The 20,658-nt window shown below is 52.0% G+C and carries 16 protein-coding genes and 1 pseudogene; 5 read left to right on the top strand and 12 right to left on the bottom strand.

Annotation, left to right across the window (positions count from 1 at the left end):
• Positions 1-56: 56 nt before the first annotated feature.
• Both istB and istA read right to left on the bottom strand, forming a co-directional pair.
• Positions 57-845: an IS21-like element helper ATPase IstB gene (istB, locus tag ACYZTU_RS06775; protein ID WP_131061594.1), complete on the bottom strand. Its 789-nt coding sequence runs from the start codon at positions 843-845 to the stop codon at positions 57-59.
• Entirely contained in the window at positions 842-1,864 is a 1,023-nt protein-coding gene (gene istA / locus ACYZTU_RS06770) for an IS21 family transposase (RefSeq protein WP_461964101.1), read from the bottom strand. The genes istB and istA overlap by 4 nt, the downstream gene beginning before the upstream one ends.
• A gap of 273 nt (positions 1,865-2,137) precedes the next feature.
• Between istA and ACYZTU_RS06765 the strand changes: the two genes are divergently transcribed.
• Positions 2,138-3,064, top strand: coding sequence for a hypothetical protein (locus ACYZTU_RS06765; RefSeq protein WP_461968919.1), 927 nt, complete (start codon positions 2,138-2,140; stop codon positions 3,062-3,064).
• A gap of 277 nt (positions 3,065-3,341) precedes the next feature.
• Here the strand turns inward: ACYZTU_RS06765 and dsr1 are convergent, their stop codons facing one another.
• The 7 genes and pseudogenes from dsr1 to ACYZTU_RS06730 all read right to left on the bottom strand — a co-directional run.
• Positions 3,342-7,160, bottom strand: a complete 3,819-nt coding sequence (gene dsr1 / locus ACYZTU_RS06760; protein WP_461968917.1) for an anti-phage defense-associated sirtuin Dsr1 — start codon at positions 7,158-7,160, stop codon at positions 3,342-3,344.
• Positions 7,161-7,455: 295 nt separating this feature from the next.
• Positions 7,456-8,421, bottom strand: a complete 966-nt coding sequence (locus ACYZTU_RS06755; protein WP_461968915.1) for an SIR2 family protein — start codon at positions 8,419-8,421, stop codon at positions 7,456-7,458.
• Between the two features lie 332 nt (positions 8,422-8,753).
• Complete coding sequence (locus ACYZTU_RS06750) at positions 8,754-10,127, bottom strand: hypothetical protein (RefSeq protein WP_461968913.1); 1,374 nt, start codon at positions 10,125-10,127, stop codon at positions 8,754-8,756.
• A 206-nt stretch (positions 10,128-10,333) separates the two neighbouring features.
• Positions 10,334-10,669: a hypothetical protein gene (locus ACYZTU_RS06745; protein WP_461968911.1), complete on the bottom strand. Its 336-nt coding sequence runs from the start codon at positions 10,667-10,669 to the stop codon at positions 10,334-10,336.
• A gap of 125 nt (positions 10,670-10,794) precedes the next feature.
• On the bottom strand, positions 10,795-11,535 hold the full coding sequence (locus ACYZTU_RS06740; RefSeq protein ID WP_461968909.1) for a DUF6602 domain-containing protein: 741 nt from the start codon (positions 11,533-11,535) through the stop codon (positions 10,795-10,797).
• 45 nt (positions 11,536-11,580) lie between these two features.
• The gene (locus ACYZTU_RS06735; RefSeq protein ID WP_461968907.1) at positions 11,581-12,510 is read right to left on the bottom strand and encodes an AAA family ATPase; all 930 of its coding nucleotides are present in this window, start codon (positions 12,508-12,510) and stop codon (positions 11,581-11,583) included.
• Positions 12,510-13,001, bottom strand: a pseudogene (locus ACYZTU_RS06730) (HORMA-1 domain-containing protein); the annotation flags it as partial. The gene ACYZTU_RS06735 and the pseudogene ACYZTU_RS06730, both read right to left, overlap by 1 nt.
• Positions 13,002-13,085: 84 nt before the next feature.
• Between ACYZTU_RS06730 and ACYZTU_RS06725 the strand changes: the two are divergent.
• Positions 13,086-14,063: an IS5 family transposase gene (locus tag ACYZTU_RS06725; protein WP_461964113.1), complete on the top strand. Its 978-nt coding sequence runs from the start codon at positions 13,086-13,088 to the stop codon at positions 14,061-14,063.
• A 168-nt stretch (positions 14,064-14,231) separates the two neighbouring features.
• On the opposite strand, the gene ACYZTU_RS06720 is transcribed toward ACYZTU_RS06725, so the two are convergent.
• Positions 14,232-15,197 (bottom strand): CBASS oligonucleotide cyclase, encoded by a 966-nt coding sequence (locus ACYZTU_RS06720; protein WP_461968905.1) that lies wholly within the window; start codon positions 15,195-15,197, stop codon positions 14,232-14,234.
• Between the two features lie 190 nt (positions 15,198-15,387).
• Here ACYZTU_RS06720 and ACYZTU_RS06715 point away from each other — a divergent pair, with 190 nt between their 5' ends.
• From ACYZTU_RS06715 to ACYZTU_RS06705, 3 genes are all read left to right on the top strand, one after another.
• Positions 15,388-15,711 (top strand): helix-turn-helix domain-containing protein, encoded by a 324-nt coding sequence (locus tag ACYZTU_RS06715; protein ID WP_420650616.1) that lies wholly within the window; start codon positions 15,388-15,390, stop codon positions 15,709-15,711.
• The gene (locus ACYZTU_RS06710; RefSeq protein ID WP_461968903.1) at positions 15,708-16,601 is read left to right on the top strand and encodes an ImmA/IrrE family metallo-endopeptidase; all 894 of its coding nucleotides are present in this window, start codon (positions 15,708-15,710) and stop codon (positions 16,599-16,601) included. Before ACYZTU_RS06715 ends, ACYZTU_RS06710 begins: the two co-directional genes overlap by 4 nt.
• A 135-nt stretch (positions 16,602-16,736) precedes the next feature.
• Positions 16,737-17,147 (top strand): hypothetical protein, encoded by a 411-nt coding sequence (locus ACYZTU_RS06705; RefSeq protein ID WP_461968901.1) that lies wholly within the window; start codon positions 16,737-16,739, stop codon positions 17,145-17,147.
• Between the two features lie 209 nt (positions 17,148-17,356).
• Here the strand turns inward: ACYZTU_RS06705 and gmtX are convergent, their stop codons facing one another.
• Positions 17,357-18,028: a gamma-mobile-trio protein GmtX gene (gene gmtX, locus ACYZTU_RS06700; protein ID WP_461968899.1), complete on the bottom strand. Its 672-nt coding sequence runs from the start codon at positions 18,026-18,028 to the stop codon at positions 17,357-17,359.
• Position 18,029: 1 nt separating this feature from the next.
• Positions 18,030-20,657, bottom strand: a complete 2,628-nt coding sequence (gmtZ, locus tag ACYZTU_RS06695; protein ID WP_461968897.1) for a gamma-mobile-trio integrase GmtZ — start codon at positions 20,655-20,657, stop codon at positions 18,030-18,032.
• Position 20,658: the final 1 nt, after the last annotated feature.

The raw sequence follows: 20,658 nt of genomic DNA, 5'->3' as shown, positions 1-20,658 counted from the left end.
ACTGACCCACCCTACCGAAGTAAAACTGACCCACCCCGGCGGTGTTTGAGGTCTGTTTATTTCTGTGGCGAGGCCGTTTCTCTCGGCACCACCTGACCTGATTTCAGCTTGTCCTTGAGTCGATAACTCTGTCCGCTGACCTGGACGATATGCGCATGGTGCAGAAGCCGATCCAGCAGCGCAGCGGTCAGTGTCGAGTCGTCCGCGAAGGTCGTTGCCCACTGGCTGAACGGCAAGTTGCTGGTCAGCACCAAGCTGCCATGTTCGTACCGTTTGGCGATCACGTTGAAGAACAAGTTGGCTTCGTCACGGCCGAACGGCAAATAGCCGATCTCATCAATCACCAGCAGTTTCGAGCGTTGAACAACGCGACTGAAATACTGAGCCAGGCGCCCTTGATGGTGCGCGGCGACGAGTTGCAAAGTCAGGTCGGCGGCGGAGATGAATCGGGTCGAAATGCCTGCCATGATCGCCCGATAAGCCAGAGCGCTGGCCAAGTGTGTTTTGCCAACGCCCGAAGGCCCCAGCAGCACGACGTTTTCCTTACGCTCGATGAAGGCCAGCCCGGCCAGTTCCAGGATCTGGCTTTGCGGCGCGCCGCTGGCGAATTTGAAGTCGTATTGTTCAACCGTTTTTACCGCCGGCAGCCCGGACTGTTGCAGCAGCGCTTGCCGCCGCCGCTCGTTTCGAGCGCGATCCTCGCTCAGCAGAAGCTGTTCCAGGAAGTCGGCATAGCTCGTTTCTTTTTCGGCCGCTTGCTGGGCCAGTGCCGGCCAGTCCGTCGCAAAAGTGTCCAGCTTGAACTGTTGGCAAAGAGACTCGATGCGCAGATGTTGAAGGTTCATGGACGTACCTCAAGCAGTGCCTGATAGACCGAGAGCGGATGCTGCAAGCTTTCCACCGGCATGGGTTGGGCGACCGAAATCATGCTGCTCGCAACCCCTTGGATCTGGGGCAGGGGCAACAAGTGGTGCACTTCGGTATCCAGTCGGTGTTGCGGTATTTCGCCCGTCGTCGCATGTGTTCGGGCGTTGGCGACCTCCATCAACCAAGGGCCGATCTTGCTGTTCGCGACTTCAACGTCCAACAGCAAGTTGACCTGGTTTAGTGACGCGGCCAGTGGCACTGCGAAGCTGTTTTTCAGGTAGTGGTTGAAGCGCTCGACCTTACCCTTGGTCTGCGCCCGATACGGCCGGCAGACTTTCGGTGTGAAGCCGTAGCGCTCTGCCAAATTCAATAGCGCGGGATTCCAGCGGTGCTGACCGGGGCCATAAACATCGCGTTCCTGGATTATGGTTTTGGCGTTGTCGAAGAGTAGCTTTCGCGGCGTACCGCCGAAGAAACGCAGCGCCTTTTCGATACCGGAACACCAAGCTGCGGAGTCTTCGCGACGGGAGAAAACGACGTAGGTCGCACGGCTCCAGCCCAACGTTGCAACGAATGCCAACAACGGATCGCGGCCACGCCGAATGACGGTGAAGTCCACCTGCATCTGTTCGCCGGGCTCTGTTTCAAAGCGCACGACGGCTTCGTTTGCCTTGGATTTCAAGGTCAGCAGAAAGCTGGTGAGGATTGAGTATCCGCCTTCGTAACCCTGTTCGCGGATTTCCCTCAACAGCACGATGGCGGGAATCCAATGTGGTCGAGCGGCTTCTACGCGCTGGCGCAGATAGGCCTCGAAAGGCACAAGCTTGCCCACGCGCTGCGCGCGCGGGCCATAGACGACGGGCTGGCGCTGGGCCTGTAATTTGAGGTGGCGTCGAATGGTATTGCGAGAGCAGCCCATCTGCCGGGCGATGGCCCGAATAGACAAACCCTGACGAATAAGAACACTGATTTCCACGTGTTGCTCCTGGGACAGCATGGGCAGCTCGCAAAAGCTGCATTTTGCCCAAGTGGGTCAGTTTTCAACCGGTAGGGTGGGTCAGTTTTGCATCGGTACTGACACATACTGACTTAATCAAGGTTCTCGTAATGTTTTGGGAGAGCCAACACAGTATGCATCCGGCTGAGCAAACTGGCGCCACAAGCGCTTTATACTGAAAGAGAACATTGATCGAAAGATACAAATCGACAATAGAACTACTCCATACAAATAACACCGGCACGCATTACTTTGTCAATTTAAGGAAAAAAATTGCAAGAAATTAACCCTAGCACAGTTCGCTTCATTAAACTCGGAGAGGGTGGTAAATGGGAGGCTTCCTGCATCGAGCATGGCACAATAAGACTTGGCTACCGCAGCCCACACCATCAAGACGCACTGGATGGAAACTGGGAGATACTCAGAGATTACTGGTTTAAGGAAAGAAAAGGAAAGCAAGCTTCGACCTCTAACTCCGTCAAGCAAATCCGGGATTTCTATGAGCTTGACGAGAGTTGCCTATGGATAACATTTTATAAAAAAAGACTTTATTGGTGTCACGCCCATAAAACAGTGGCTGAAATCGAAGACAAAAGCCGCATACGTGATGTAATAGGACAGTGGTCGTCTGTTGATATTCATGGCAATCCCCTCAGGGTTGAGAATATTGATGGCAGAGTGACAAAGGTTCAGGGCTATCGCGGAACAATTTGTTCTGTGGAGATGCAAGACTATCTGATAAAAAAGATAAACGGCCACACAATAGAACAAGTTAATAATACAAAAGAAACTTTGCAAAAACTCATATATGAAGTTGAAGAGCTTATCAGGGGGCTCTGGTGGCATGACTTCGAATTGTTAATTGATTTAATTTTCTCAAAGTCAGGCTGGCAAAGATTCTCAGTCCTTGGAAAAACTGAGAAAGACATTGATCTTGATGTTTATTCGCCCTCGACTCAAAAACGGGCCTTCGTCCAGATAAAGTCTTCAACTTCAAAATCTGACTTTGAACTCTATCTGAACTCATTTAACGAATATGACCAGTTCGACGAAATGTACTTCATCTATCATACCTGCGCAGATGACTTAAGTGCCGTAGTGACAGACCATAAAAACATTCATATTTGGAATCTATTCCGAATCGCAGGACTGGTAGTCAATTCAGGGCTGGCCGAGTGGTTAATTAACAAAAGGGCATAAGAACCATCAGCTGGGATCATCCCGCCTAAGCGGGTATTGACCGAGGCTTGCGCCCCGAATGAGCCCAGCATATCTAGACGGGTTGCCTCCACTCGTCAGGGGTATCACTCAATCTCGGCAAGCACCTTCTTGATCGCATTAACGTAACCGTATTTGTAGAGCGGATCAAACTCACCTCTCACTTGGCCTGCTTTACCCATAAGCAGCGATTCAACCATCCTGCATCATTTTCCCTTGCACGAAATCAACTGGCCCGCTGCACCAGAGGCTCTTCGCACTATGGCTGACCACGACGACGCAGGTACTCCGTCAGCCTGCGGTATTCTGGACGCTCAGTAAGGTCGATCTGGGCATGTGCAATCGATTCAAGACAAGAGCGCAGCTCAGAAGGCGGCCAAGTCTGCTCGCCAACTACCGCAGCCAGCAGGCGCAACGCTGATTCAGGGAAAACCATGCACATGCCTGACTCATCAAGCAGGTGGATGACATAGTGCAAATGCTCGATGGGCACTAGCCAGTCGTGAACTGCATTCAGGATGTCCGGGAATGTTCTTCCGCCCGCAATGGACATCCGGATCAATGATTCAGCGATATTGGATGTCACTAGGTCCCTGGATTTTGGCCAGATATGTTGCCAAAAGGGCAGTACCCGATTCTGCCAATACTCCTCCCGCTGTTCCCCAGCCCCTTCCAGCGCTTGTGATAGAGCTTGAGCCGACTCTTGTAACGCTTTCAGTGGAAACGTCGCAAAGGCATCACGGAATTCCTCCGTGGTATACCCCTCAAGTGGACCTAAGGCTGCATAAGTGAAAATCGCCGCGAACTGCTCCCCGTGCTCACCCAGATCCGCATAATGGCTTGCGGTATCGAGAAACTCGACTTTGAAGGCCAACAGGAGTGGACGGTACAGGCGGGGCGACCACAAGAAGCCTTCCCAGGCCCTTCTAGCTTCAGCAGGATTGCGAGCCCAGCTGAAATGAGGAAGCAGATTTGCGCTTGTCCATACCTCATCCACCCGGAACAGAGCAATAAGTCTGGAAGCAAGCAGAACCCTGCCATGGCGGTATCGTTCCACGTGCGGGTGGCACAGCTCGGTGAAAATCTGCCCCATCCACTCTGGCAGACCATCACCGTCGTTGAGGCCTAATCTCTGCCAAATATTCAACAGAGACTGGGTAACGTGCCCAATGGGGTGATTGATGGCTTCAGTGACTGGCTGATTTATCGGTTCGCCATTACTGGTCATCCCCGTATCCGCTTCCAGGGGCAGATGCATCACCCTTCGGATAAGCCCCAAAAACATATCCATATCTTGAAGTTCTGATTTGGATACCTCATCGAGCCATCGAGTTACATAATGAATTATCTGCTCAAGTTCACGATCTGGCATCCTATTGATCCACGGAGCAACATAACGCCATGATTTTCGAGCAATGCCAGATTCGCTCCATGCTTGGAAAGCGTCCCTCCAGCGACCCAAGAGCCATTGGCCCTCATCCGCTAGGTCACCCAAAGCATACAAGCTGTTGAGAAGGTGCTTTCGGCACACATCTCTCCAGGTGTCTTCATCGAAGTACTCATCAGCTGCCGGGACATTTCGAAGCCATTGGACCAATGCCTCACGCTTGTAAGGTGCAGGCCTGACAACACGCTGCTGCTGATAATCAGGGTCTCCGGTCCCACTCATCCAATGAGAAAACTCGTCGCTCTCATTGTCTGCCAAGCGTAGATGTGGGTAGGCTGCGGACAGCGCATCAAGTCTTTGCTGTGCCTGATCACCCAGTATAAGCCCGCCGTACTGAAGCTTCGCCAAGGCCCTCCAAACCGCCCGGTCTACATGTTCCTGATAGCGATCATCCGTAATGTCCTCCACGAAATTTGCTCTGGGAGGCCCGGCCATAATCTCCGCCTCTAACCTTTCTTGAGCGGCAAGGGGCAGCATGCGCCCTTGCAACACAAGCAGGCGGTAGACCTCGCGCTTAGTGGAGGTGGACCACAACCAATGACCATTCTCGACAAGTAGCCATTCAGCCCACTCATCAGCAGAAATGGCACCATCCTGACTGGCTGCAAAGAACGCCAAGCGTTTGAAGGTTGGATATGGAATCTCAAACCACCTGTGCGCGATCTTCGCCGCAACCTCAGGGTGTTCTTCGAAATTAGTCAGCCACGAATCCCTCAGCAACTCAACGAGCACGACCCACTCGCGGAAACCACGATTCTGCCAGTGAGGACTAACAGACGGCAGATCCCAATACGAACGATCCTCGAAGGAATTGGCGCTTCCCAGTTCTTGCAAAAGATCCAACGCATCACGAACCAATGCCTGGAGATCCTCCAGCAGCAAGGGCAAGACCGGTGCCCACTCCGAACGAGACGACTCGGAGAGCGTGGATCGCACATGGTCGGAGACTAAAACCAACTCCCAGTTCAACAGATCGCGCAGGTGTTTTGCTGAGACATCCTGGTCTTCTGAAAATCGAAACGGCCGGGAGATCGACACCACAGGCGAAAGCAACTCCCTGAGTTGCAGTCGAAGACTGGCAGTCAGACCATCTCGCTTCAACCGCTCCAACCAGCTATAGAGGTCTAGGTCTCTCCAAGGCGACTTGATCCGCTCAGCCAGGAACAGTCCCCACAGCTTGCGCATGTGAGGCCCAGGTATCGCGTTAGGTGAGCTTTTGCGAAGCGCATCCAGCTCAGAGGTGTTTCCTTCGCTTTGAAGCTTGGCAATGCGCCCCAGTTGATCCTGAATAAGAAATGCAAGCCGCTCGTGGATACATCCGCCCCGCGTAGTAAGCCAAAGTAGAAGGTCTGGATCGTCGAGATGCCGAACAAGCCACCGAGCGATCTGGGACATCACATTATCCCAGTGACCCGTGCGCCCGCTTCCCAGCGTCATCGGCGCTGCCAAGTGGTAAGGCGAAGGTCTTTGAACCAGACTGAAGCTGAGCTTAGGATCAGGTTCAGCGTGAGCAGGAACACCAAAGCGCGCGAGATCCGAGTAGCAGTACCGGGGGTCACTAAAGGCGCCCAGCAGCCACTCCAAGGGCGGAGCAGGGTTGAAATCTGCAAACCGGCGCGCTGGTAGCCCTGACTTGTCAGAAAGCGCCCACAGCAGACGCCCCACGAAATCATCTTGCCGGGTGCTTGCCGAAGGCCTGGAGAGAGCGTGAGTGGTCACGATCCGCTCTTTACCCGTCGTTCCGTCACTGTACGTCTCTGCCCAAGCTTTCAGAGTTTGGTGCAACCCCCTATGCGGGTTCGCCCCAGGCTGAGTGTTGTACAGGATGGGGGAAACCCCTTTTGCCTTCCACTCAGCGGTCTTTTGGCTTTCCTCTCCTGGCGCACAAGATCCAAATGCCCATGCCTGAGGAGTAATCTCTCCCAGCATTCTGTCAGCAGCCAAAGCGTCCATCATGTAGCGCAGAACTGGATCGCTGACACTGTACCCGACGAAGCAAACAACGTAGTTGCGGAACAATTCGCTTACGAATCGGGCAGCCCAACGCTCAGTCAGGTAAGCAAGTCCAAAGTCACCGCTGGTAATGACCAGTCGATTGAGTTCGGAAATGTTAGGTTTATCCGGCAGTAGGCCGTGCAGATAAACGACCCCATCCCATCGACTTTTTTTGGGAAGAGGAAGCATTGGGGCTGAGTAAGAATTGAAACGCTGTTTTGTGCGTCGACCTGCGGCATCGAACACTCGGTCGAAGTTTGTGGTTACAAGACGCACTTCACCGGTCCGGCACTTTCCCAGCCTCAGCAATGCTGCGTGCGTGTCTGTCGCGCCTTTGAGTCGGATGTTGGGCTTGAGAGCCCGCACCAATGCCTCTCGAACAGCAGCGCGCCCGTTCGGCAAGCGACGCTCAAGTAGATCCAACGTGGCATCGAACTGATAGTTATCAAAAGCTTTCTGCTCGGCGCTATCGAAGGTGGTCGACGCCTCCTTGTAGATGAGCTGCACCAAACCTTTGAAATCTAGGAGCCCAGCCGGATAAGAAATACCGGCCCCACAAAAGAAGATGACCCTGCCTTCTTCATGGGCTTGGAGCAGCTCATCTGGAATATCTGGACCGTTCGTTACAAATTGCATCCCTGCCCCACTCCATGCTTAATGGCTAAAAGCCACCTTTTGGATCGTTGTGTACCATGGGTGAAGCCTTTGCGCCATCAATACTCAGCGACCGGTGACATTACGCCTTTGTGATAGCTTGACCTGACATGAGCAAGGCGCCACCTGGCCCCTTCCACCCAGCAGCTACAGCAGCGCAAGCGCTGAAGGTTCCATGGTGTACATCCTCTGCCAAAGCATGGAGAGCCTGTAGCGGCACACCGCGATACTCAGGACTTTTGTAGCCGCTCGCCATATCTGCGATCTCCGGTTGCAGTCACCACACTTGATTATCCAATATATTTGCATATAGATCTAAGCGCAGGTTCATTGACTTGAATACACCCTGCCACTGGGACAGTCTGACAGGGTGGAAGTGATTTGCAGCCCACTCAATTACTCGAATATGTTTATATGCCCCGTACATGGCGATTATTTCGTTCAGGTGCGTGTCGCATCCTGAATACCCTACCACTACAATCTCTGACGCCTCTTGCAGCGCGCGATGCAAATAGTGCCAGTACGTGATTAAAATCGGTGATGCACTTATCACTGAACGCTTATGCGCAACATGGGTCAAGACTATGTGATCGGATGGATTCGCCGCAAACATATTAATCTCATGTCGCTGAAGCTTACGAACCCGCCTATCAATGTCCGTATAGAACAACGGCGAACCGTGAAGGTGTAAGTAGTAACCAAAATTCCTCCCCCACTGCCTTTCCAGATTCGCAGAATCAAAACCAGCATTAGTTATTCCATCGACTAGACTGCCATCAAAACCAGCTAAAACTCCTCTATCAATGAAGGCCCCATATAAAAGCCGATCATAGTTCAGAGTCGCAACATGAGAATTTGTTTGGCGGACGAAAGCTGATAGCGACGCTGTAAACTGCTCGGGTAAGTCAGCATCGGCAAGATGCAATCTGGTCGCAACCATGTGCATATACTTGGCTACGGCCATAGGAAACCGCCGACCCTGCTCTGAAAGCCAGTGAAGATCTGGTGAAAGTATTCTGTTTAGCGTTTCGCAAGCTGTGACGGCTTGATGAAGAACGTCAAGCTGCTCTTCATTCTGAGGGATCGCGCCCTCATTCCCTAGCGTAAGGCTGATAAGTCTGCGGTCTTCCGCTGTGAGTAAATGCGGTAGATGCCACACATCATGCATAGCCCCGGCAAGGCTGAAATGTTGCGGGGCAAGGGCCATGCCCAAGCCATTACCAAAAATTAATGCTTTACGCATCTCACATCCTTGTTCTTTGGTGGGTTCAGAGAATGAAGAATGCAAATCCCAAAAGATGCTGTCAATGAGCCTTTAGGGTATGCGTGCAGCCTGTAATCCTTCCATCGCAATGCTACGGTCGGGCCGAATCAACGGGTCATTTCTGATCATGAACCTCACCTTAGGCCCACGCGACCCAAGGCCCACCACGTGGCACCTTATGCAAAGCAGCTATAGCAGCGCAGGCGCTGGACCCTCCATGGTGGGGGCTGGGGGCCTGGCCTTCACATCGTCGGCCGCACCCCCAAGCATCCGCAGAAAGGGAGCATGCCAGATTCCCCCTCCGAGCAACTCTAGGGCGCGTCTCCCTCAAGAGAAGGCCTTAGAGCCTTATATTTGGCTTTAGCAGCCTTGGCCGTATAACGAGAAAAAGACAGACCAAATCTAAACGCCTTCCAAACGAATGAAGCAAGGAAAATCGTGAGCCGCCAAAGATCCTTCACAAAAATCGCTCTCTTCCTTTTCTTAAAATCGACAAGTTTTGTACTCGAATTCGCTATCTTTCCACCAACAGCCAGCGCGATAAACAAGAAGTAAAACCATCTGTAGTTCTTCACCTGGCTCGCTTCACGATCATCAGCAAGCAATCCCGGCATTCTAGATTTCAGCTTAACCAGGTTGGGAATTATGCACTCGTTAGCAATTGCCACTGGGCGCTGAAAAATGTAGCGATCAACGAAACCCTCTGGTCCGTCCGGCCACGCGGTACAATACTCAAAGGGAGGTGATTCACAACTATCCGATAGCGGAGCGTACTGAGCAGCGTCTTTAGACAACTGCTTCACAGGACACACTTTCTGGTTGTATTCCAACAGCTCCCGCCTGATGGTTAAAATATCCTCATCCGACAGGTTCGATTCTCTCGGTTGCTGAAAAAATCCCCGACTGCTTTCGGGCGCAAACTCTTCAAAAAGGACTGGATTATATTCAGCAAGCGGCCCAATCGTCCACTGTGAGTAATTGCTCCACTGACAAGACATGGTAGATTCCAAACCGTTAATCCGACAATAATCTTGGTAACGGCGGATTTGCAGGAGAAGATAGCGACTTGAATCCTGAGCTACTCGCGATACATTATTGAGGGTTTGGGCACTGTTGCTGGCCGTGCTGTCTGTCACAAAAAAGACCGCAGCGGTCAGCGCTGTCAAAAACCAAAGGTGATCATAATAATTATGAAATTTATCAGTTAATTTCAACGTATCGTACAGCAGCACCGTGATTGACCACCCAGCAGCAGTGACCATCACCAATAAAGGAATGAGCGCCATAACATTTCCGCTCACACCCACGCCCCCCGTAGAAGAACTTGGTGCGCCGTATCGAAGGTCTGGGAACAAACCCATCAAGTTAAGTACGCCTGGCGCAAGGAGCACGCAAAGCGCTATGACGCCACCCCTAAACCGTCCCAAGGTGTAAGCAGCACCAATGATCAGTGGCATCAAAAGAAGAAGGACCCACAACAACGTCATTGCTCTCGGAACAAAGCCGCTCAGGTGAGTTTGAAAAAATTCAGATTTTGGAACGCCTAGGTCTTGCAGTACGTGCCCAAAACTAAACGCAGCACCACCGACAAACTCAAGATACGGGTGAATAAACTTGCTGACAGCCAGAAGCACTTTACCGTTTTCCTTAATATAATAAAAAATCTGAAACCACGCACCTGCCACCTTGCAACGCTTTCATCCTGCGAAAGCGCGATCCTAAGAGTCTGTACAGTTGCGAAACTCTAGCCGGTGGGATCATGGAAGCTAAAGATCATGGTTGCCGCATAACGAAAGAAGTTGCCCCATATCTGCAATGCGGCAAGCCTGGCTCCCACAGGCGCTCGCCTTTCTAAAGCTACTTGATCTTGAAGATCAGTCGCCGATATGCATTAGCTTTTGAGCCTAGCAGGGCGACTAGGAAGGAGTTTGTTATATTCAGCGTATATCCAAGCTTGGACTTTTTCTCTTCCTTGTACGTTGGATGGCAGCTCTTCATGAAGCATCCATTCGACAGTCAACAGCGCATTGAGGCTGGTTTTATTATCCTTCCATATGATTGAATTAATCATATCAACCACTTCATACTTCTCTTTTCGACTGAATCTGCCAGCGTCTTCTTTGGTTTTATTGGGATCATCCCCAGGTACGGCCTTGTCGCTGTAATCCGTGTAGTACAATTCGCTTGGCTTAATTTTCAGCAGTTTTGTTTCAGTGCTACTACTCACGTGTCGACTTCCTTTGGGGGATTTGAAGTTTGACCTGATCCTCTTGGTAGCCCTTGCAGGCTGCTCAAATGGTTTCGTCAAGATTAAAATTCTAGGTTCTTATCGGGAACGCCAGATGTAAATGCCTATCTATTTATGACCGCTGCATACGCAGCCCAATCAATTGCCGGAACCGTGCCTAGCGATTGAAGCCGAGAAAGAAGACGGAACAGAAAGTAGATAAGCGATCCCTCAGCGTCGACGACTTTGAGCTTGCCATCGAAGGTATCGAATGCCCCGTCATCAAGCGCGCAACCACAATCCAACTGCTCCGATTCTTCCACCGGTAAGTGTTTGAGGAAATGCTCCCCCAAACCATCAGCCCAACTTGATTTTGGTGCGATGATTCCCGCGAGGATTGGGAAAAGAGGCTTGGGATCGTATGTCCCACCAGCATGCGCAATAGGGACAGAAGTTCGGTGTAGCTTGCGCACCGATGCAGCCTTTTTGCCGGCGTATTCCAGGTAGCTTTTGTCAAAATGTGGCTTGGATTCGAAAATCGCATACACGGCTTCGACGGGGATATACCGATGACTCTGCTGATCGAGCAAAGTCGGAGTGTAGTGACGGTCGAAGATGACGATATCAATTTGATCGCTTCGGTTACCTTGGCTGTCAATCACCAAGCCCGTCGCAACCTGATAGCGGTTAGGCAAATAGGCCCTAAATACTTCAATCCAGTGGTCTTCGACGACTGTACCGTGCGTCCCAGCGTGCGAGATGGATTGAGCTGCTCGCTTCAGCCTGAGGGCCAATTCCACCTGGACATCCATAAAAGCATCTTTCATCCAGGCAGTGTCGGCAATGCGATCCTTTTTCGTAGCCATAATTTTTCACTCACGGGGCATGGGAGCCAGCGACTGGCGTCAGGATTAAAGATCCTGGAAAGTAGGAGTCGGTTTCATCTCATGCGCAACTCGTAAGGCATTGCCCGGCTTCACCGCTTGGCTAGGGTAGGCATCTAGGACTATCGACGGGATCAACCGTTGAGTCAGATCGGAAAAAGTGAATCCAGGAATGTCACCTTCCCTCGGGCCAGTTACCTTCACGAGATCATCCAGCGCGACTTTAGGAAGGCCGAGTGGCCCCAAGCGCCGGGTGAGAATGCTGCGGCGTTGCTCTTCGTTCGGTCGGCCAAAAGACAGAACTTCAGCTGCGCGCCGCTTCACAGCAGGGTCCAGGGCATTGAGACGGTTGGTGCACATGATCACTGCGGCTGGCAGTTGAGCGTTTGCGATCCGATCGATGCCCCTGATGAAGGCGTTCACACCAGCTCGGTCTTCGTGGTGCATCTGCGCATTCTCGCGAGACTGAGCAAGGGCATCAGCTTCATCGATGAGCAGAATGACGGCGCCGCGAGACCGGCCTTCGCTCGACTTAAGCTTTTTGGCCTCCTCAATGGTGTAATCGAAAGCCGCTGAGATCAACTGAGTCATTTCACCGACTCGGCCTTGCCCGCGAGTCGAGAGGCTAAGTGGGAAAAGCGTAATATTGATTTTTTCCTGCCGGGCAACGGCATCGCCGATTGTTTCGGCCAGCTCAGTTTTGCCGCTGCCTACATCACCAGCCAGCACGACAAGAGGTGGGCGCCGCAGAACTGTTTCGATCAGAGCTTCGGAGCCAGGATGGAATTTTTTAGCCCAGTCGGTGAGGCCGGAGGAGTTAACCAGAAGGCCAAGGATTTTTGTCAGGCGGACTTTTTGGTCGTCCAGGCCGACCAACCTAGCCAGCCGCTCCTGTGGTTCGAAATCTGGGTAGTTGACCCGGTATTCGAAGAGTTCATCCAACGCTGGCTTGTTCATTAGTAACTCCTTACGGTCGAACGGTTGAGGGCACGGCCCCCGGATGAATACGAAAGGTCTGAGGTCAAATAGCCATTAACCTCTGGCTCATCCGCCCCGCTTCTGCTGATTGGCACTTGCCCCTTAATGACATCTCGTTCGCTTTGAGAGGCGTTTCTCCAAGCAGTGCTGTAGGTCATGTAGCTGTAGAAACTTGCCCCAGCGATGTCGGCATTCGGACGAATACGCCCCGGAGTATCGTCAACATCGCCGCTCGATAGTTCGGATGCGGTGTACTTAAGGGTGGGTTCAATCCACTTTCCATCGCGTTTAAACCCATAGGTCACAGTGTCCAGGTAACCCGCCTTGAGGAAGACCTTTACCTCTTCCTCATAATCCAAGATCCACTGGGTGCTCGGACTACCATAGAGGCGTTGAAGGCGCATCAGATCAGCGGCTACCTTTGCGGCCATGTGCTTGGCGTGAGTCAAGGTGAAGGTTTGGGACTCTGTGACCGAATAGCTAGGGAAACTCTGAAAAAGACTTCCAGATTTGGTGAAATACGCACTTCACACGAACAGAACGGTTGAGCCCCGATGAAACAAATGTCCTTCGCCGATGCCGAGTACGCCGGCAAACGTAAGCAAACCCGACGTGAGCGCTTCCTGATCGAGATGGATCAGGTCGTGCCCTGGAAGGGTTTGATTGCTTTGATCGAGCCGTATTATCCGAATGGTGAAGGCGGTCGTCCGGCGTATCCGTTGCTGGCGATGTTACGGGTTCATCTGATGCAAAACTGGTTCGGCTACAGCGACCCGGCGATGGAAGAATCGCTGTATGAAACGACGATCCTGCGCCAGTTTGCAGGGCTGCATCTGGATCGAATTCCTGACGAAACCACGATCCTCAATTTTCGCCGTTTGCTGGAGAAAAATGAGCTGGCGGGTGGGATTTTGCAGGTTATCAACGGTTATTTGGGTGACCGTGGATTGATGCTGCGCCAAGGCACGGTGGTCGATGCCACGATCATTCATGCGCCCAGTTCGACCAAGAACAAGGACGGCAAACGCGATCCCGAAATGCACCAGACCAAGAAAGGAAATCAATATTTCTTTGGAATGAAAGCGCACATCGGTGTTGATGCCGAGTCGGGTTTGGTACATAGCCTGGTGGGCACGGCGGCCAATGTGGCGGACGTGACGCAGGTCGATCAGTTGCTGCACGGCGAGGAAACTTACGTGTGTGGCGACGCAGGTTACACCGGCGTGGACAAGCGTCCCGAGCATCAGGATCGCAAGATGATCTGGTCGATTGCCGCGCGTCCAAGCCGCTATAAAAAGCACGGAAAAAAGAGTTTGATCGGGCGCATGCGACGCAAGATCGAATACGCGAAAGCGCAGGTACGGGCCAAGGTTGAGCATCCATTTCGCGTGATCAAGCGCCAGTTTGGTTATACGAAAGTGCGCTTTCGTGGCTTGTCGAAAAACATCGCGCAGCAGACGACGTTGTTCGCTTTGTCGAACCTGTGGATGGTGCGAAAACGGTTGATGGGTATGGGCGAGGTGCGTCTGTAATGCGGGCCAATCGCCCTGAAACAGCGCGATCAGAGGAAAGAACCGTGAGTTAAGGGCGGGAAGGGTCTGATTTTCGACCGACTTATGATTTTTTGAACCTCAAGTAGTGAGGGCATCAAAAATCGGTGGGTACTTCAGACCTTCCCTAGCGGACGACATACTGTTACCTCACACCTGGAAGGTTGAACCGAAGACCTGCTGCCAGTAGCCAACAGTCAGTTGCTTATTAGGAGCATAAAGCGCTGCGTCAATGGCATCACCTGCTTCCAGAGCCGCCTCGATGATCGCGTCAATGTTCTGCTGCGTGTATAGCCGAGCAACATTGTTGGTCGGATTCACAGGGTCAATGATCTGCAAGGGGTCGGAGAATGTGCCGACCTGTGACGCAGAGTAGTTGTCAGTGAAGTAGATTTTCTCGCGCAACTCTGAGCGAGCGATGTAGGTGAAGAAGGACTGGAGAGCTTCCGGGTAGTCAGAGAAGTCGACACCGTCATCGCACAGCTTCGACAAAATCATCTCGATCATGAACGACTTAAACCGGAAGCCGTCGCGCTCACGCTTCATCAGCGCAGCCCAATACTTCACGAGCCTCACCACTTGCGCGTAGTGAGTAGGCTGCGCGCGTTTACGTGCTTTGGCGAACTCTAGGTGCAGCGGGATGCTCGTTTCGAGGAAAGAGCCATCTTCTTGGCTGATCAGATTTCCTCGCCATTGGGGGAGGCCGCTGTAGAGTACGGGAACGATATCGACGTCCAGACCTGACCCACGGAACGACACAGTGACTGAGTAGGTTTGAGGTACGACCTGCTCAGGGCTGAAGTTGGGGAAGGCTTTGCGCAATTTCTCGGCCAGGTAATCAATCAGCGCCTTAGTGTCTTGCGGCGCCTCTGATCCACTTACGTAAACGGCCACATCAATGTCGCTTAGCGAGCGCAGAGCGGTCCCTTTTGCCAGGCTTCCAGAGACCAGCATCCGTTTGAGCGAGAAATCTGGGTGGTCTGACAGGTAGCGCTCCAATTTCTCCTGCAAGCGCCCTGCCTGCTCTCGGTATGCGCTAGCCTTTTCTTTGGGCAGGTTCACCTTATCTTCGGCGAACCGTGCGATGTCGCGATGGTCGACATGTTCTCTGGACATACCATTCCCCCCTGGGGATGAGTATCAGACGAAGCCAGTACGACCACGCTGGGACAGCGCACATCGGCTAGCATGACAAAAGTTCGGTATAGCGAACTTTATACTTACGCTACTCCGAATTCCGGTATTGTCAAACGCTTTGTTCGGAATCGTGGTACAATTTTGATTACTAACTGAAAGGAGCGAGATCGTGGCGACCCGTCTCGGTGAGAAGCTCCGTGAACTGCGCAAGCAGCGCGGGCTTACCTTAGAGAAGCTCTCAGACATGGCTGGTCTGAGTAAAAGTTATCTCTGGGAACTGGAAAACCGTGAATCGCAACGGCCATCAGCTGAAAAGCTCACGGCTCTGGCTGATGTTTTGGGCGTTGCGACCCAGTACTTTTTCGAAGAGGATGTGCGTGCTCCTGAAGAGCGCCATCTCGATGATGCGTTTTTTCGCGGTTACAAAAATCTAGAGCCAGATGCCAAGGAGCATCTTCGAAAGATTCTGGAAACCTTCAAAAAGGGAACATGATGGCTGACGAGCAGGTATGGACACCTCAGCGAGCAGCCAATCGGCTGTCGAAAATTTTGGAAGCCTTCGGTAACGCACACGGCGGCAGGTTTCCAGTGGACGTGCAAACGTTGGCCATGGAAGCAGCGAACATTTTCGGCTGGTCGGACCCGATCACAGAAGTCACCCCTGTAGACATCAAAAGCTTTGACGGTGCACTGTTCCCGGACGATGAGCGAAAAAAATGGATGCTGTTATTCAACAGTGCGATGGCATCACCAGGCCGTATCCGTTTTACCCAGGCTCATGAGTTAGGTCATTACATCCTGCACCGCCAGACACGTTCTGCCTTTCAGTGCAGCAACGATGACATGCTTGATTGGGAAGACAAGACAATCGAGGCTCAGGCGGATCTATTCGCCTCTTACTTGCTCATGCCTCTGGATGATTTCAGGGCACAGGTCTCCACCACCGTTGATCTAGAGTTACTTGGCTACTGTGCTGAGCGTTATGGTGTCTCCCTTACAGCCGCTGTTCTGAAGTGGCTTCAGTACACTGAGGAGAATGCGGTTCTGGTTTTGTCCCGTGACGGCTTTATGCAGTGGGCATTTTCAAGTAAGCAGGCATCACGCGCAGGCGTATTCTTCCGCACACGCAAGCAGACGGTCGAGATACCAGCAGGCTCTCTCGCTGCGGCTCCAGGCGTCAAGCAAGAGCGCAGGGGAATCGAATTGCCAGCGAAGATCTGGTTTCCTCACGCAGAGGCCGGCACCTGCGTCCGAGAGATGAAGGTTTCGTCTGATCAGTACGAACATGTCATGTCTCTGCTGATTTTGCCGCGCTCTGCTACGGTATGGCGCTCCGATGAAGATCAATTTAAGCCCTGGGAGCAGAAGTGTCCGCGCAGTTGACGCGGCTATCAAGAACCTGTCCGTGCGCGGGGGCAGCAGTTGTAAAGGCCATCGGTTCTTCAGGTCGCTCCACCCTCACGCTAATGGTTCAAGCGTGTTTAGTCTCTCAAAGTTATTTCTCAAGGTACTGTGCCAATGAGCGACCAAGCAGTAAGTGCGATCCGCTTCACACTCTTCAAAAACAGCAACGAGTCTTTCTTGGCCGCTCTCGACGATGCCTCCATTCATCACTCCAGCGTGATGCAGTTTTCGGGGCAACCGCAAGCTTCAGGTTTCGTCGAGATGATCTCGGCATTGAGTGATGCAATGCCTTGGAATGCGATTGCTAAGGTAATCATCTCTTGGCTCAAGGCTAGGAACAGCCGGCGCGTGATGATCCATATGAAAGATGGCTCGCTCGTCATTGAGGCCAATGGATACGGCGCGAAAGATATTGAGCATTTGTTGAAAGCATGTGCCGGCGTCACTGTCATTGATACGCAGCCACAAGACAAAGAAACTAAAGCCATTGAGTCAGATGATGTTTGCAATATAAAAGACCAGTAAAATCTCCTCGCCGACGCGGCAAGGAGTACGCGGTATAAAAGTCCAACCTAGTGACCCCGCAGTACCGGGGCACCAGTGCCTGAGCGCAACGATGGGCGTGACCACCACCCACTGGACTCATCCCGCCTAAGCGGGTAATTACCGAGGCTTACGCCCCGAATGAGCCCAGCATATCCAAGTGGTCTTCCCCCTTACTCCTCAGGGGAGTTTCACTCAATCTCAGCAAGCACCTTCTTGATCGCATTAACGTAGCCGTGTTTGTAGAGCGGACCAAACTCACCTCTCACTTGGCCCGCCTTACCCACCACCCAGCCCTGCTTCTCGATGAACGCATCATCGATAGCCCCCTTCAGGGCTTCAATTTCGCTTTCATTCAAGACACCACGCAGCGACGGAATCACTTGGATATTCTCATCATTAGCCTTTGCGGGTGGGGGCATTTTCAACGGCCGCAAATCAATTACGAATTCACTTTGCCCTTTCAGAGTGTTCAGCTCATTCCGGTATCTGTTCCGCTCGGCAATGATCATTCCAAAGACGCCCCGCAATGCCGGGTCATGAATCCGGTGCAACAGCTCGTTGTCCTTCGGAACTGAGTTCGACTTCAACCGTGGATTGATGGGCTTCTTCATCGACATACCAGATTTGGCAGCCCAAACCTCGATAAGCTGGCGGAAGCACATACCGGTTTTGTTGCGGATAGTCGAAGTAGACGGGCCACCCTTAGCTACCGAAAGGCGTGCTATCTCAGCAATGGAGAAGTTTTTCTCTCCCGCTGCATGATGCTCGGCCAAGACGGCATTGAGCACCGTCAGGGATTTCCGCTGTTGCGCATTCGCCTTCGCTGCGAGGTCTTCGAAAACAATACTCGGATCAATCATCCTAGAGCACTCCCTGATGACTTGGGGAAATCGAAAGCAGGTCAACAAGCTTGATCACAGGCGCCTCAAAGGTGTGCTCCAGCGCAGAGATGCCTGATGGCAGCAGTCCAAGGTTCTGCCCCGCCTCCAACACACCAGACGCCATCCTGAAGCCCTCCAGCTGGTTTGTCGGGTTCGCCTTTGAGGCCATCGCACGCATCATCGCGTTCCCGGCGATCAACTGCATACGGTCATCCATGTTCATAAAAATAGGAACGTATCCCTGCGACATGAGCACACGGTTCAAAGCTCTAGAACGCTTTTCGACCGCAGGGGATTTACGAATATCATCCATCAGATCCGGGTAGATTTCGGCGTCTTCACAAATCTGAGCGAGTTGCAGCATTTCGGAGTCAGTTTCGATAAACGAGATGGGATGACGCACGTCCTCCATGCTACCTACGGCAACCAGCTTTGTACTCTCGTCACCCTCTTCACGATCTTCTTCAATCGACACAAGACGACCGATGATCTGAAAGCACGCGACCAAATCTTTGGCGTACTCATCGGCCTCAGTAATCTGCTTTTCATACCGACGTTCAGCTTGTTGAAGCTCAGCTTGGCGGGTGAATGGCTTACCCTCCTCCTGGGCGAAATACCGCTCCTCAAGCAACTCATCCCTGATCTGCTCATGTTCGACGGCTAACTTCGCCGCTAATGACGCCTTGTAACTCAAATTATTGAAGTGCGCGCGCAGCGGATCGAGATAGCGAGCGTCTGTGATGAACCAACGACACCTAATGCAGTTTTCAGGCCCATGAGGCACAGCAAGATAAATGGGAACACCCCTTTGACCGAAGAGTTCTCCACCATTCCAGCAACCACCCACAGTGCTCTTTTCATCTGACTTGACCGTATTGCCGCCGACCAAGCAAAGTCCAATATGACGATGCTCCCACCCCAGAGGATTTCGGTTCGCCATGGCCATCTCGATTGAAGCCTGGTCTTGGTAGACAGTTTTACTGGTGATCTGACGCAAGCTGGCATCTTTGAGGAATACCCTGAGGCTCTCATGTTGCGCGGCATCTACCTTCTTCGAAGCTTCGCTCATCGCGTTCGATACTTGCGAGATGGAAGGCTTTACGTAATAGAGCGTCATCAGCAATCGAGAATGCCCCGCGATCAGCTTTGAAAGCACAGGCATGGGAACACTCCCTTCCATCGCGTAGCAGGTCAAAAGGGAGACACGCAAACTGTGAAGGGGAAAGTGCGTCGCAACCTTTTTCGGCGCGAACTTACCTTCATATTCATCAGGATAATCCTGTACAAACTCAAATTTTGAGCCGTCGGACAAGGTTTGGCCCCGGTCGTGCACTCGTTCCTGCAATGCAGACAAAAGCTTGTACCAAAGCGTATCCATCACTGATCGAGTAATTGGCTTGCTTGTCCCTCCCTGAAGATGCGCAGCATCCCGGAACAAGAAACAAATACTACCCATCTCCCGTCGTTGGTCTTCCGATTTGTTGAACCCAAAGTGCGTACTGGAATCCAAGTCGATACAAGGCTGAGGACGGTCGATTGGATTATATTTTTCCTGCCAATTCCTTAACTTCTCAAGCCAATATAAAACGTCTTCATGCTGCCAAGGGATGGTGTAACCGCGCTCTCTTTCTTCCTTATTTTTATCAGCAGTTTTATTGGTATTCACATGGAGACCGGTCATATGCTCGCCAGTATCTTTATTATGCACCCGGCAAAATACACCTCGACCCCAAGGGTTCCTCTCGCTTCCCAGAGCAAACTTGTGCTGATCATTAATAACCCAGCTACCATTTACATATCGCCAAGTATCCGCCTCCCCTGAGTCCAAGAACCTAACTTGGTAGGTGCGCAACGGCAAGTGCAATTTAAGAAGTAGAGCAACTGAGCGTACTGGAGCCCATATTTCATAGATATCCAGATCAGCGTTATTTTTACCATTATAACGGATAACTGTTCGCTTACGCCAAACGCAGTCAGGATCATCCTTATCTATCACAGATGGATCTACAGCAAACCAATCACCGCCTCTTCCAGCCTCACGACCATTGGATCTCATCTGACCCGATTGAAGGTGCGCCCATTTCCAATCAGAGAAACTTCCCCGATCATTTGGGCAAAGAATCTCTCGTGCCTCTCTGATATATGCGTAGGGAAGAGGGGTGTATACGGACTCAGAAACATGACCACTGACATATTTCCCTTTAGAGAATGGGTTGGCAACCGTTCTTAAATTGACACCTCGATCATCTGGCTCAGTGTAATACCCATCAAGAATCCACTCAAAAAAACTATAAATATGATTGCGAATACCAGTTGCCGTGGCTACAGACATGGTCTGTTCCAGCGCAGTTTGAAGGTCAGGCAGGCTGGTTTGTGTGGATAGCCTAAACAGACCATGGGCATCGGAGGGGTTCGGTATCAACGGCAAATACACGTTAGTGAACCAGATTAATGCCCGCATTCTGTGATGCACGCCGGATTTATTACTCGCGATCCAGCCGGACATCCATTCGCGCCACACATTCCACTTCAAGCCACGCTCTGCTAGCCACGTAAACTCGTAATCTTCACTACGTCCGTTATATTCTTCTCTTTTACCTTTTACCACA

The sequence above is a fragment of the Pseudomonas sp. HLT2-19-2 genome (assembly GCF_054898005.1).
Note: the sequence above shows the minus strand (reverse complement) of the source record. Positions and strands in the feature narration are given on the sequence as shown.